26 protein-coding genes are annotated in these 12266 nt (G+C 41.0%); all 26 read right to left on the bottom strand.

The genetic code is table 11. The features are described from left to right. Window positions 1–8: 8 nt before the first annotated feature. Window positions 9–644, bottom strand: a complete 636-nt coding sequence (gene rpsD / locus HNP77_RS04935; RefSeq protein WP_184652064.1) for a 30S ribosomal protein S4 — start codon at window positions 642–644, stop codon at window positions 9–11. Window positions 645–659: 15 nt separating this feature from the next. Then, complete coding sequence (gene rpsK, locus HNP77_RS04940) at window positions 660–1040, bottom strand: 30S ribosomal protein S11 (protein ID WP_184652065.1); 381 nt, start codon at window positions 1038–1040, stop codon at window positions 660–662. A 14-nt stretch (window positions 1041–1054) separates the two neighbouring features. After that, window positions 1055–1423: a 30S ribosomal protein S13 gene (gene rpsM / locus HNP77_RS04945; protein WP_184652066.1), complete on the bottom strand. Its 369-nt coding sequence runs from the start codon at window positions 1421–1423 to the stop codon at window positions 1055–1057. 10 nt (window positions 1424–1433) lie between these two features. After that, the gene (rpmJ, locus tag HNP77_RS04950; protein ID WP_184652067.1) at window positions 1434–1547 is read right to left on the bottom strand and encodes a 50S ribosomal protein L36; all 114 of its coding nucleotides are present in this window, start codon (window positions 1545–1547) and stop codon (window positions 1434–1436) included. 143 nt (window positions 1548–1690) lie between these two features. Further along, window positions 1691–3025, bottom strand: coding sequence for a preprotein translocase subunit SecY (gene secY / locus HNP77_RS04955; protein ID WP_184652068.1), 1335 nt, complete (start codon window positions 3023–3025; stop codon window positions 1691–1693). Window positions 3026–3039: 14 nt separating this feature from the next. Beyond that, window positions 3040–3510: a 50S ribosomal protein L15 gene (gene rplO, locus HNP77_RS04960; protein WP_184652069.1), complete on the bottom strand. Its 471-nt coding sequence runs from the start codon at window positions 3508–3510 to the stop codon at window positions 3040–3042. Further along, the gene (gene rpmD, locus HNP77_RS04965; RefSeq protein WP_184652070.1) at window positions 3510–3692 is read right to left on the bottom strand and encodes a 50S ribosomal protein L30; all 183 of its coding nucleotides are present in this window, start codon (window positions 3690–3692) and stop codon (window positions 3510–3512) included. The genes rplO and rpmD overlap by 1 nt, the downstream gene beginning before the upstream one ends. A gap of 3 nt (window positions 3693–3695) precedes the next feature. Next, a complete protein-coding gene (rpsE, locus tag HNP77_RS04970; protein WP_184652071.1) occupies window positions 3696–4208 on the bottom strand; it encodes a 30S ribosomal protein S5 in 513 nt (170 codons plus the stop codon). Between the two features lie 8 nt (window positions 4209–4216). Continuing rightward, on the bottom strand, window positions 4217–4579 hold the full coding sequence (rplR, locus tag HNP77_RS04975) for a 50S ribosomal protein L18 (protein ID WP_184652072.1): 363 nt from the start codon (window positions 4577–4579) through the stop codon (window positions 4217–4219). 11 nt (window positions 4580–4590) lie between these two features. Continuing rightward, the gene (gene rplF / locus HNP77_RS04980; RefSeq protein WP_184652073.1) at window positions 4591–5133 is read right to left on the bottom strand and encodes a 50S ribosomal protein L6; all 543 of its coding nucleotides are present in this window, start codon (window positions 5131–5133) and stop codon (window positions 4591–4593) included. Window positions 5134–5145: 12 nt separating this feature from the next. Then, entirely contained in the window at window positions 5146–5547 is a 402-nt protein-coding gene (gene rpsH / locus HNP77_RS04985) for a 30S ribosomal protein S8 (protein ID WP_184652074.1), read from the bottom strand. A gap of 15 nt (window positions 5548–5562) precedes the next feature. Continuing rightward, window positions 5563–5748 (bottom strand): type Z 30S ribosomal protein S14, encoded by a 186-nt coding sequence (locus HNP77_RS04990; RefSeq protein WP_184652075.1) that lies wholly within the window; start codon window positions 5746–5748, stop codon window positions 5563–5565. A gap of 11 nt (window positions 5749–5759) precedes the next feature. Then, complete coding sequence (gene rplE, locus HNP77_RS04995; RefSeq protein ID WP_184652076.1) at window positions 5760–6311, bottom strand: 50S ribosomal protein L5; 552 nt, start codon at window positions 6309–6311, stop codon at window positions 5760–5762. Beyond that, window positions 6311–6631, bottom strand: a complete 321-nt coding sequence (rplX, locus tag HNP77_RS05000; protein ID WP_184652077.1) for a 50S ribosomal protein L24 — start codon at window positions 6629–6631, stop codon at window positions 6311–6313. Before rplX ends, rplE begins: the two co-directional genes overlap by 1 nt. A gap of 12 nt (window positions 6632–6643) precedes the next feature. Next, the gene (gene rplN, locus HNP77_RS05005; RefSeq protein WP_184652078.1) at window positions 6644–7012 is read right to left on the bottom strand and encodes a 50S ribosomal protein L14; all 369 of its coding nucleotides are present in this window, start codon (window positions 7010–7012) and stop codon (window positions 6644–6646) included. 14 nt (window positions 7013–7026) lie between these two features. Then, window positions 7027–7299, bottom strand: a complete 273-nt coding sequence (gene rpsQ / locus HNP77_RS05010) for a 30S ribosomal protein S17 (RefSeq protein ID WP_184652079.1) — start codon at window positions 7297–7299, stop codon at window positions 7027–7029. An 11-nt stretch (window positions 7300–7310) separates the two neighbouring features. Further along, on the bottom strand, window positions 7311–7547 hold the full coding sequence (gene rpmC / locus HNP77_RS05015) for a 50S ribosomal protein L29 (protein WP_184652080.1): 237 nt from the start codon (window positions 7545–7547) through the stop codon (window positions 7311–7313). A gap of 10 nt (window positions 7548–7557) precedes the next feature. After that, a complete protein-coding gene (gene rplP / locus HNP77_RS05020) occupies window positions 7558–7974 on the bottom strand; it encodes a 50S ribosomal protein L16 (protein WP_184652081.1) in 417 nt (138 codons plus the stop codon). Further along, window positions 7967–8716, bottom strand: a complete 750-nt coding sequence (gene rpsC / locus HNP77_RS05025; protein ID WP_184652082.1) for a 30S ribosomal protein S3 — start codon at window positions 8714–8716, stop codon at window positions 7967–7969. The genes rplP and rpsC overlap by 8 nt, the downstream gene beginning before the upstream one ends. A gap of 1 nt (window position 8717) precedes the next feature. Continuing rightward, window positions 8718–9074, bottom strand: a complete 357-nt coding sequence (gene rplV / locus HNP77_RS05030; RefSeq protein ID WP_184652083.1) for a 50S ribosomal protein L22 — start codon at window positions 9072–9074, stop codon at window positions 8718–8720. Window positions 9075–9085: 11 nt separating this feature from the next. Continuing rightward, entirely contained in the window at window positions 9086–9367 is a 282-nt protein-coding gene (gene rpsS, locus HNP77_RS05035; RefSeq protein WP_184652084.1) for a 30S ribosomal protein S19, read from the bottom strand. A gap of 14 nt (window positions 9368–9381) precedes the next feature. After that, complete coding sequence (gene rplB, locus HNP77_RS05040; protein ID WP_184652085.1) at window positions 9382–10206, bottom strand: 50S ribosomal protein L2; 825 nt, start codon at window positions 10204–10206, stop codon at window positions 9382–9384. A 29-nt stretch (window positions 10207–10235) separates the two neighbouring features. Continuing rightward, on the bottom strand, window positions 10236–10520 hold the full coding sequence (locus HNP77_RS05045; protein WP_184652086.1) for a 50S ribosomal protein L23: 285 nt from the start codon (window positions 10518–10520) through the stop codon (window positions 10236–10238). Next, window positions 10520–11158 (bottom strand): 50S ribosomal protein L4, encoded by a 639-nt coding sequence (rplD, locus tag HNP77_RS05050; protein WP_184652087.1) that lies wholly within the window; start codon window positions 11156–11158, stop codon window positions 10520–10522. Before rplD ends, HNP77_RS05045 begins: the two co-directional genes overlap by 1 nt. 14 nt (window positions 11159–11172) lie before the next feature. After that, a complete protein-coding gene (rplC, locus tag HNP77_RS05055) occupies window positions 11173–11793 on the bottom strand; it encodes a 50S ribosomal protein L3 (protein ID WP_184652088.1) in 621 nt (206 codons plus the stop codon). A 119-nt stretch (window positions 11794–11912) separates the two neighbouring features. Beyond that, window positions 11913–12221 (bottom strand): 30S ribosomal protein S10, encoded by a 309-nt coding sequence (rpsJ, locus tag HNP77_RS05060; RefSeq protein ID WP_184652089.1) that lies wholly within the window; start codon window positions 12219–12221, stop codon window positions 11913–11915. Window positions 12222–12266 lie beyond the last annotated feature (45 nt).

The following is a 12266-nucleotide window of genomic DNA, read 5'->3' on the forward strand; positions in this document are numbered from 1 at the left end:
ACTCCTTATTATTTAGAATAGAGCTCGACTACGAGCTGTTCTTTAACACCAACGAGATCCGTAACTTCTTCGCGTCTTGGATACTGCACAAAAGTTCCTTTTACTGCATCTACGTCAACAGTTACCCATGAAGCAACACCAGACTTAGAAACTTCTTTCAGACCATCCTGAATAATTGCAAGTTTCTTGCTGTTTTCTTTTACTTCAATTACATCACCAGGTTTTACCTGATAACTAGGAATGTTAACAATGCGTCCGTTTACAAGAACATGGCGATGAAGTACAACCTGACGAGCCTGGTTTCTACAAGCTGCAAAATGCATTCTGTAAACAATGTTGTCAAGACGACTTTCAAGCAAGCGAACAAGGTTCTCACCTGTTACACCTGGCATGCGAAGAGCATGTTCAAATGTAAGATGGAACTGTTTTTCCTGCATACCATAAATTCTCTTAATCTTCTGCTTTTCACGAAGCTGAAGACCGTATTCACTTCTCTTACCAGTTCTAGCTTTAGGATCTTTTCCTGGAGCTGCACGCTTCTTGTTAATAGGACATTTATCGCTCTTACAACGATCACCTTTAAGACACAGCTTTGTACCTTCTGTTCTACAAAGTCTGCATACTGGTCCTGTATATCTTGCCATATCTGTCTATTCTCCTTACATGCGGCGTGTTTTGCGTGGGCGACATCCGTTGTGTGGAATAGGAGTAATATCTGAAATAGACTTTACTTTCAATCCCAATGTTCCCAGTACGCGAATAGCATTTTCACGACCCATACCAGGACCCTTTACAAACACGTGTACTTCACGCAATCCGTAGCTAGCTGCACGCTGTACTGCTGTTTCAGCTACAGACTGAGCTGCAAACGGTGTAGATTTTTTTGCACCACGGAATCCAAGTCCGCCTGAAGAAGCCCAAGCGATTGCATTTCCCTTGATATCTGTGATTGTTACAATAGTGTTATTGAAAGTAGCCTGAATATAAACGTTACCTTCGTAAACACTCTTCTTCTCTTTTCTCTTTTTTACGGTTGCCATTCTAATCCTCCGCCTTATGCCTTCTTCTTGTTAGCAACGGTCTTCTTCTTACCCTTGCGTGTACGAGAATTAGTTCTTGTCCTCTGTCCACGAACAGGAAGACCTTTTCTGTGGCGTAATCCTCTATAGCTACCAATATCGATAAGACGTTTAATGTTAAGACCGATTTCTGAGCGAAGACGTCCTTCTGTCTTATACTCTTCATCGATAGTCTTACGAAGCTTATTCAAATCATCTTCTGAGAGATCATTGATCAAAACATCAGGATTTACCTGTGTTTTCTCGCAGATAGTATTTGCTGCTGAACGGCCAATACCGTAAATATATGTTAACGCAATGTTAACATGCTTATTAGGAAGATCAACTCCCGCAATTCGAGCCATGAATTACTCCTCAACCCTGTCTCTGCTTATGTTTAGGATTAGTACAGATAATGCGGACAACGCCGTTTCTCCTAATAACCTTACACTTATCGCAGATGGGCTTTACGCTGGTTCGTACTTTCATAAAAGTCCCCTTAGAAATAATGTTACAATCATCGAGTCATGGCAATTCGCTATGAATTACAACCCAATGAGCCACATATAAAAATATGTGGCAATCAATATAACATAATTCTTGTTTTTTATTCTAGTCCTAAAACCTTTTTTTTAGAGATTTCTGGACTTTAATCCCTTCTTTGTAAGACCATCATGGTGATGCATCTTAAGAAGAGCTTCAACCTGTGCCATCGTATCGATATCAACACCAACAAGAATCAGAAGCGAAGTTCCACCCATCAACATAGAAATTGATGCAGGGAAACCAAATGCAATCTGAATCAAAGTAGGTATCAAAGCAATAAATGCAAGATACAAAGATCCAGGAAGAATCAGACGGTTTAACACCTTCTGAAGATAACTTTCAGTCTTGTCCGTACGGATTCCGGGAATCGAACCGCCGTTTTCACGAATATTCTTTGCGATTTCAGTAGGGTTCAGGGTTACCTGAGTGTAGAAGTATGCAAAGAAAATAATCAGCAAGACTTCAATTACATTATACCAAACTCCCATCGGATTCAGTTTTGCAGCCAGCCAGTTAAGCCATCCGGCTTTTTTCTGAAGACTAGTAGCAATCTGCAACGGGAATGTAAGAAATGCTGATGCAAAAATAATTGGGATTACACCAGATGGATTAATTTTAAATGGAATATAAGTGCTCTGTCCACCATACATTTTACGTCCAACAACGCGTTTTGCATAATGTACAGGAATCTTACGTTCTCCAGACTGTTCAAAAACAACAAGACCGATAATAACAAGGAACAAACCAAGTGCAACGATTACGTACACAACGTTAAGTCCATCGTTTCTTACCATAGTTATAAGTTCCCAAACAGCTGAAGGAAGACGTGCCACAATACCTGCAAAAATCAACATGGAAATACCATTACCAATTCCATGTGCAGTTATCTGATCGCCCATCCATACAGTAATCATAGAACCTGCTGTAACAGTAAGAATAGCCATCCAGTTACTATAATACTTAGTAACAGCAGCACCCTGTGTTGCAGCATTGATTGAGCTTACATAAGCTGTAATGGCAAGAGCCTGAATTATACATACAATTACAGTTCCGACTCTTGTCCACATCTGTACACGACGCTGGCCACCTTCTTCCTGTGCAATTCTCTTAAGAGAAGGGAAAATTACCAGGGCAAGCTGAAGAATAATCTGTGTAGAAATGTATGGCATTACACCAAGCATAAACACAGAAAACTTTTCAAATGCTCCACCGGCAAAAAAATCCATATAGCTGGCGAATGCGCTTTCAGCCTTGTTGCTTTTAGCAAGATCGCTAAAATAGTCAACAAGAGCTGCGGCATTTAATCCAGGAATAGTTAAAACAGTTCCAAGACGGAAAACCGCCAAAATCAACAAAGTAAAGAGGATACGATTGCGAATTTCCTTAACTTTGAACATGTTTACAACAGGATTGTTAGCCATTCGTCACACTCCGATTATTTTGATTCTTCTTTTTTTGGAGTAACCAAAGAAACTGTTCCACCAGCTTTTTCAATTTTAGCTTTAGCAGAAGCAGAAATCTTGTCTACAACAACATTAAGCTTCTTTGTAACTTCACCGTCACCAAGAACCTTTACGCCGTCCAAACATTTATTAAGAAGACCTTTCTTAACAAGAGATGCAACGTCAACTGTTTCACCATCTGCAAATTTTGCATTCAGTTCTGAAACGTTGAAGATAACATATTCCTTTCTAAATACGGCGTTAGAAAAACCGCGATGTGCAATACGACGATACAAAGGCATCTGACCGCCTTCAAATCCAACGTATGTTTTTCCGCCGGAACGTGACTGCTGACCTTTGTTTCCTTTTCCAGCCGTTGTACCACGACCTGAAGAAGAACCACGACCAACAATGCGCTTCTTTTTGTTAGCACCCTGTGGTGCTGATAAAGTAAAGTCTGACATCAGCCGATCTCCTCAACTTTTACTAAGTGAGAAACAGAAGCAACCATTCCTTTGATAGAATCATTTGCTTCATGTTCAACAACAGAATTCAATTTTTTAAGACCAAGGCTGCGAACAGTTGCTTTCTTTTCTGGTTTCTGACCAATGGTACTCTTTACAAGTGTAATTCTTAATTTTGCCATAAATCAGCCCCACAAATCATTCAAAGACTTTCCGCGGTTTGAAGCAACAGCACGTGCATCCATAAGGCTTGCAACAGCATTAAATGTTGCACGAACAACATTTACTGATGTGCTTGAACCAAGCGACTTTGAAATAACATCTGTAATTCCTGCAGCATCCATAACTGCACGAACAGCACCACCTGCAATAATACCTGTACCAGGACAAGCAGGCTTCAACAATACTGAAGAACTCTTATATTTTCCGACAATTTCATGTGGAAGAGTGCCATTCTTAGAAGAAAGAGTTATAAGGTTAGACTTAGCCTTATCAATACTCTTTCTAATTGCTTCAGTAACATCATTTGCCTTACCGAATCCGTATCCGATACGTCCTTTTTTGTCACCTACTACAGTAAGTGCAGAGAAAGACATCCTGCGTCCACCTTTTACAGTTTTAGCAGTACGATTAAGCTTTACAAGCTTTTCTACGAATTCATCAGCAGGCTTTCTTTCATTATTCTTCTGGTGTTCCATAGCCTCTCCTAGAATACAATGCCAGCGGCACGTGTAGCGTCAGCAAGGGCCTTAACAACACCATGATAAAGATAACCGTTGCGGTCAAACACTACAGTTGTAATGTTCTTTTCCTTAAGGCGTGAACCCAAAGCTTCTCCAAGTTTTGCAGCACCGTCAACATTTGCCTTGAGTGATACAAAATCCTTTTCAAGAGTTGAGATGGAAGCAAGAGTCTTGCCTTCATCATCATTGATTACCTGTACGTAAAGATTGCGTCCGCTCTTGAACACAGTCATACGTGGACGTTCAGCAGTTCCGTAAATTGACTTACGAATGTGAATTTTTCTGTGCAGGCGTTTTCTCTGTTTATCATTTAACTTCTTAAACATATCAACTCACCTTATTTTACACCAGTCTTACCGACTTTGCGTCTGATAACTTCAGTTTCATAACGAACACCCTTTCCCTTATAAGGTTCAGGTTTTCTAAGCTTACGAATCTGAGCACTGAATTCACCAACTCTCTGCTTATCGATTCCAGTAATTGTAATTTTTCCTGTCTGATCAGCTGTAACTGTAAGGTCATCTGGAATAATTGCAATAAAATCTGATGAATATCCAAGGTTCATTACAAGTTCTTTACCCTTTACTTCTGCACGATAACCTACACCAGTAATGACCAAAGACTTTGTAAATCCCTCTGAAACACCTTTAACCATGTTAAAAACAAGGTTACGGTACAAACCATGAGCTGCACTTGCAGCTTTTGATTCATTAGAAGGAGTAACAACTACTTCTGAACCTTTTACTTCAACTTTTACCAAGTCATTAAAATCCTGTTTAAGTTCTCCCTTTGGTCCTTTTACAGTAACCATGTTAGAAGCAACTGTAACAGTAACACCTGCAGGTATAGCAACAGGAAGTTTACCAATTTTTGATGCCATTGTTCTCTCCTATTACCATACTGTACAGATCAACTCGCCGCCAACAAGCTTTTCAGCTGCTTTCTTGCCAGTTGTAACACCTGTAGAAGTTGAAATAATCAATGTGCCATAACCGTTGTAAACACGTGGCAAATCCTTATAACCTGAGTAAACACGGCGACCTGGTGTTGAAATCTTTTTCATACCATGGATAACTGCCTTGTTTGCATCGTCATACTTTAAGAAAATGCGGATAATACTGTGACCGTCATCATCCTGAACTTTCTTGAAGTTTTTAATATATCCTTCAGTTTTCAAGATTTTTACGATCTCAAGTTTCATCTTAGAAGTAGGTACGTCTACTTTTTCGTGACCAACTTTTGCCGCATTCTGAACTTTTGCGAGCATATCTGCTACTGGATCTGAAGCTGCCATTCTATTCTCCTGTCACTACCAAGATGATTTTGTGACGCCTGGTAAAAGGCCTTCACTTGCTAATTTGCGGAAGCAGATACGACAAATCTTAAACTTGCGCAAATATCCGTGCGGACGTCCACACACCTGACACCTGTTATACTGACGTGTACTATATTTAGGTGTGCGGTTCGCCTTGATAACCATTGATTTCTTAGCCATGAACTTAATCCTTACTTTCTAAATGGCATGCCAAACTTAGTTAACAAAGCACGAGCTTCATTATCAGTTCTAGCACTTGTTACAATACTGATGTTCATACCAGAAATCTTTACAATTTTATCAAAGTCGATTTCCGGGAAGATAATCTGTTCTGTAATACCAAGAGAGAAATTTCCGTGTCCGTCAAAACCGGTAGCTTTAATTCCGCGGAAATCCTTTACACGAGGAAGTGCAACATTGATCAGGCGATCGAGGAATTCATACATAATTGTTCCACGAAGTGTAACCATTGCACCAACTTCCTGGCCTTCACGAAGTTTGAAGTTTGCAATACTTTTCTTTGCTCTTGTTTTAACAGCCTTCTGACCGGTAATCTGAGTGAGATCTGTAACTGCAGCATCAAGGAGTTTCTTATTCGTGAGAGCTTCGCCAACACCCATGCTTACAACTACCTTTTTAATAGCTGGAATCTGCATTACAGATGTATAACCAAGTTCCTTAAAGAGCTCAGGGGCGATTGTTTCCTTATAGACTTTCTTAAGCCGTGGTACGTAATTTTCCATTACAGTGTTTCTCCACACTTGCGGCAAACGCGAACTTTCTTGTCACCGTCAAGTTTGTATCCAATTCTTGTAGGACCGCATTTTTTGCATACGAGAGCTACATTTGAAATATCCAGAGGAGCTTCTACTTCAGCGATTCCGCCTGCATCCTGCTGGGATCTTCTCTTTATTGCCTTCTTAACGATATTAGCACCGCTAACAACAACACGTACTTTGTTATTCTTTTCGAAAACACGTACAACAGTTCCGCGCTTACCTTTATCTTTTCCAGCAATGATTTCTACGTTGTCGTCTCTACGGATCTTTACTTTCTGATTCATAATCACGACTCCTTACAGTACTTCCGGAGCGAGTGAAACGATTTTCATAAAATCCTTATCACGAAGCTCACGTGCTACAGGTCCAAAAATACGTTTTCCTTTTGGATTATGATCTGCATCAATGAGAACGCAAGCGTTATCATCAAAACGGATATATGTTCCATCTGGACGGCGGTATTCTTTTGCTACACGAACGATTACTGCCTTCTGTACTGTACCTTCTTTAATTGTAGATGTAGGAATTGCTTCCTTAACAGCTACCACAACAATGTCACCAATACCTGCATAGCGGCGGTGTGATCCACCTAAAACCTTAATGCACTGAACCAATTTAGCTCCGGAGTTATCGGCAACAACCAAATTTGACTGCATCTGAAGCATCGTCTTACTCCTGCTTATTTAGCCTTCTCGATGATAGCATCGAGACGCCAACACTTATCTTTGCTAATCGGACTGCATTCTACGATACGAACTGTGTCACCAATGTGAGCTTCGTTCTGTTCATCGTGAGCCTTGCATTTCTTGGTCCGTGTTACGTATTTCTTATAAAGGCGGTCCATTTTCTTTGAATCAATAGAAACAACAATGGTTTTATCCATTTTGTCACTTGTTACGATTCCAACAAATGAACGTTTTGCAGCCTTATTCTGAACATTCTGTTCTGCCACGGGTCAGCTCCTTACTTTGCAGCTACAGCTTCAGCAGCAGCTGCTCTGAACTTAGCCAGATCCTGCTGATGAATAAGTGTATTCAAGCGTGCGATTTCGCGGCGCAAGGTACGCTTCTGCATTGGATTATCTACATGGCCTACAACTGCCTGAAAGCGAAGATCCATGTACTGTTTTTTTACGTCATTGCGCTTTGCAACGAGTTCGTCATAAGAAAGATCTTTATCTTTTTTCTTTGAATCAGCCATTTCTTACTCCTTACTCAACTGTTGGGCGGAATGCCACTTTTGTCTTAATTGGAAGTTTGCTTGCTGCAAGGTGCATAGCCTTTTCAGCCTTATCCTTTGCAACTCCGCCTACTTCAAACAAAATCATACCAGGTTTGATTACTGCAGCCCAGAATTCTGGAGCTCCCTTTCCCTTACCCATACGTGTATCAGCCGGCTTTTTTGAAACTGGCTTATCTGGGAAGATACGGGTCCAAACCTGACCTTCACGGTTAATGCAACGGTTGATAGCAACACGAGCTGCTTCAATATGCTTTGCACTAAGCCATACCGGTTCCATAGCAACAAGTGCTACTTCACCAAAATCTACATGATTATCACGTGTAGCATTTCCAGTTGGTCTGCCACGCTGCACCTTACGGTGAGCAACTCTTTTAGGACTAAGCATTTTCTACTTTTCCTCCCTCAGACTTTGGAGCACGTGCTTTACGTTCACCTGATGAACGATCGCGGCGATTCTTCTTAACGATATCACCAGCATCTTCATTCTGTTCATGACCGTAATTCATTCCATTGTAAACCCATACTTTGATACCGATTTTTCCGTATGTAGTAAGAGCTTCGTAGAAACCGTAATCAATGTCTGCACGAAGAGTATGAAGAGGAACACGTCCTTCCTTGTGCTCTTCAGAACGAGTCATATCAGCACCAGCAAGACGGCCAGAGATACGGATCTTAATACCCTGTGCTCCACCCTTCATTGCATTTGCAGCAGACTGTTTAAGAGCCTTACGGAATGAACCGCGTCCTGCAAGCTGACGTCCAACATTCTGAGCGATAAGAGAAGCGTTGATTTCAGCACGTTTAACTTCTTTAATCTTAATCTGTACTTTCTTAGTCAACTGCTTCTGGATATCAGTGCTAATCTTTTCGATAGTAGCACCTTTAACACCAATGATCACTCCAGGGCGTGCTGTATGAATAACAATAGTCACACGCTGTGGATGACGTACAATTTCAATTTCAGCAATGTCTGCGTTCTTACATTCAGGAAGGCTGTTAACAAGCTTACGAATCTTGATATCTTCCAAGAAAAGGTCTGCATATTCACGAGAATCTGCATACCAACGAGACTGCCAGGTCTTGTTTACGCCAAGACGTAAACCAATCGGATTAACTTTCTGACCCACTTTACTTTCCTGCCTTTTCGTCAACTACAACAGTGATATGGCACATACGTTTCAAGAGCTGATCAGCACGTCCACGAGCACGGAACCATACTCTCTTCAGTCTTGGACCTTCGTCAATACGAATTTCCTTAACATAAAGCATATCTTCATCGAGTTGTTTATTAGAATTGAGTGCATTTGCAACAGCTGACTTTAATGTACCGCTGATAAGCTCTGCACCTTTCTGAGGCATAACATCAAGTATTGCCAAAGCTTCTGAACAAGACTTTCTCTTAATAACATTAGCTACAGGGCGAACCTTTGTAGGTGATGCAATAAGGAATTTTGTTACGGCTCTATAACCTTTATTTTCTGCCATTTCTACACTCCTTATTTACCTGCAGCTTTGTCACCGCCGTGGCCCTTGAAAGTACGAGTACCAGCAAACTCACCAAGTTTATGACCTACTAAGTTTTCTGTTACGTAAACAGGAATCCAAGACTTTCCATTATGTACTGAAATAGTATTTCCAACCATTTCAGGAATAATTGTAGAGCAGCGTGAGTAAGTTTTAATCATTTTCTTATCAGCAGCTGCTGCTTTGTTCATTTCTGAAACCTTTTTATAAAGTGATTTATCTACAAAAGGTCCCTTTTTAACTGATCTTGACACTTTTAACTCCTAGCCTACTTCTTGCGGCGACTAATGATAAAGCGATCAGAGGTCTTTCTCTTATTACGAGTTTTGTAACCTCTACAAGGCTGTCCCCAAGGAGTAACAGGCTGATGTCCTTTACCAGCACCTTCACCACCACCAAGTGGATGATCTACTGGGTTCATAGCCATACCACGTACAGTCGGACGGATACCGCGCCATCTGTTGCGACCAGCTTTACCAAGCTTTGTATTCATGCGTTCTTCGTTTCCAACAATACCGATTGTTGCATAACACTTACCATGAACACGACGAAGTTCTCCAGAAGGAAGTTTGATTGTTACATAATCACCTTCTTTTGCAGCAACCAAAGCTCCTGCACCTGCAGAACGAACAAGCTGACCACCACGACCGAGTGTAAGCTCAATGTTGTGAACTGTGAAACCTACTGGAATAGCTTCCAATGGAAGAGCATTTCCAACTGTTGGTGTAGCAGTTTCACCAGACATAATCTTCTGTCCTACAGTCAATCCTTTTGGTGCGATTACATAGCGTTTCTCGCCGTCAGCATAGAATACCAATGCAATGTCTGCACTTCTGAATGGATCATATTCAATAGTCTTAACTGTTCCAGGAATACCGTGCTTATCGCGTCTAAAGTCGATTTCACGATACTTTCTTTTATGACCGCCACCCTGGTGACGTACAGAAATACGACCACCCTGTCCACGACCAGCCTTTGATTTGCGGCCAGAAGTTAAGCTTTTCTCGGGTTTATCGGCTGTCAATTCATCACGTACTAAGTCAACACGACCACGTGTACCTTTTGTATAAGGTTTGTATATTTTAAGAGCCATATGGTTCCCCTTACTCATTACTTAAAGGCTCAGACGCCTTCAAATACCTTAATTTTTTCTCCAGCTTCAAGCTTTACGATTGCTTTCTTGTAGCTGGCAGTTCTTCCCGGTCTTCCGCGAAGTCTTCTAATCTTTCCAAGTACATTAACAACTGTACAATCAGCAACTTTTACGTTGAAAAGTCTACGAACAGCTTCTTTTACATCTGTTTTAGTAGCATCTGATTTTACAATGAACGTATATTTATTCTGTTCACGAAGAGCAGTTGCTTTTTCTGAAAGTACAGGCTCAATAAGAACATCTTCGTAATTCATTATTCAGCCTCCTTTGAGTCAGCATAGAAATCAGAAAGATTCTTAGCTGCACCTTCAAGCATGATAACCTTTCTTCCGTAGTAAAGGTCATGAGCACGAAGACGGTTATAAGAAAGGAAGTAAACATTAGGAAGATTCTTTCCTGCCTGTCTAATGAGCTTATCATCATCCTTAAGAAGGATTACAGTGCGCTCACCCTTAGTAAAGTTATTAAGAATCTTTACAAGGTCCTTTGTCTTTCCGCTTTCAATTGTGAAGTCTTCAACAACTGTAAGTCTGTCGCTCTGAGCCTGAAGACTCAAGATAGACTTCATTGCAAGACGTTTTTCTTTCTTTGGAATTGAATAGCTGTAATCACGTGGTTTAGGTCCAAAAATTGTACCGCCGCCAACAGTGATTGGTGACTTTTTATCACCACGACGTGCATTACCAGTTCCCTTCTGTTTGTAAGGTTTAGCATTGCTGCCATGAACTTCTGCACGTGTTTTTGTACAAGCTGTTCCAACACGTTTATTTGCTAATTCGTTAGTGATGGCATAATAGATAACATCTTCGTTGACTGGGAGTCCGAAAATTTTATCATCAAGATTAATTGTCCTGAGTTCTTTACCATCGATTGAATAGACTTTCTTTTCCATACTATTCCTCGACCTTATTTCTTAACAGCAGCCTTAACGATAAGTGTTGCATCTTTAACCCCAGGAACTGCACCACGAACCATCAAAACTTTCAACTCAGGGTCAACTTTGATAACCTTGAGATTCTGTACTGTAACACGATCATTACCCATGCGGCCTGCCATTTTAACGTTCTTAAGGCAGTGTCCTGGAGTTGTTGAGTTACCTGTACCACCGGCCTCTCTATGGAACTTAGAACCGTGAGTAGCACGTCCACCATGGAAGCCCCATCTCTTCATAACACCCTGGAAACCCTTACCCTTAGAGGTAGCGGTTACATCGATGAAACGAATTGAATTGAATAATTCCACACCAATCTGGTCGCCAACTGCAACTTCGCCTTCAAAATCGCGAAATTCTTTAAGATGACGTTTTGGTGTCACATTTTCAGGAAACTGCTTTGCATAAGGCTTTGATACTTTTGATGCTTTCAAATCATCAAGACCAAGTACCACTGCGTTATAACCGCATTTTTCCTCTGTCTTTGTAGCAACAACTGTGTTTGGCTCAACGCGGATCACGGTTACTGGTGTCAGATTTCCGTTTTCGTCGAATACCTGTGTCATTCCTACTTTTTTTGCTATCAGACCTTTCATCTGAAATCTCCTATTTGGAAGTAAGGTTTAATCTTCTTCCCATCGGTCGCCATTCCCGATCCAGGGAACCGTCCCGTTTATTTTACAGTAATCTGAAACCCAGAGTAAAAACTCTACAATTACTGTTTAATTTCTACGTCAACACCTGCAGGAAGCTCAAGCTTCATAAGTGAATCCATAACTTCTGAGCTTGGTTCAAAAATATCAATAAGGCGTTTGTGAGTTCTCATTTCAAACTGTTCACGTGACTTCTTGTTAACGAATGGTGAACGAAGAACTGTTACTTTATTAATTCTTGTTGGAAGCGGAACTGGTCCTGAAACCTTTGCTCCAGCCTTCTGAACCTGCTGTACAATGTCTTTTGCAGACTGATCGATAAGAGCTACGTCAAAAGCACGAAGTCTTACACGAATCTTGCCGTTTGCCATCATTTACTCCTAAGAATGAAGACCCGCCCGAGTAATCCCGAGCGA

The organism is Treponema rectale (genome assembly GCF_014202035.1).
Classification (GTDB): domain Bacteria; phylum Spirochaetota; class Spirochaetia; order Treponematales; family Treponemataceae; genus Treponema_D; species Treponema_D rectale.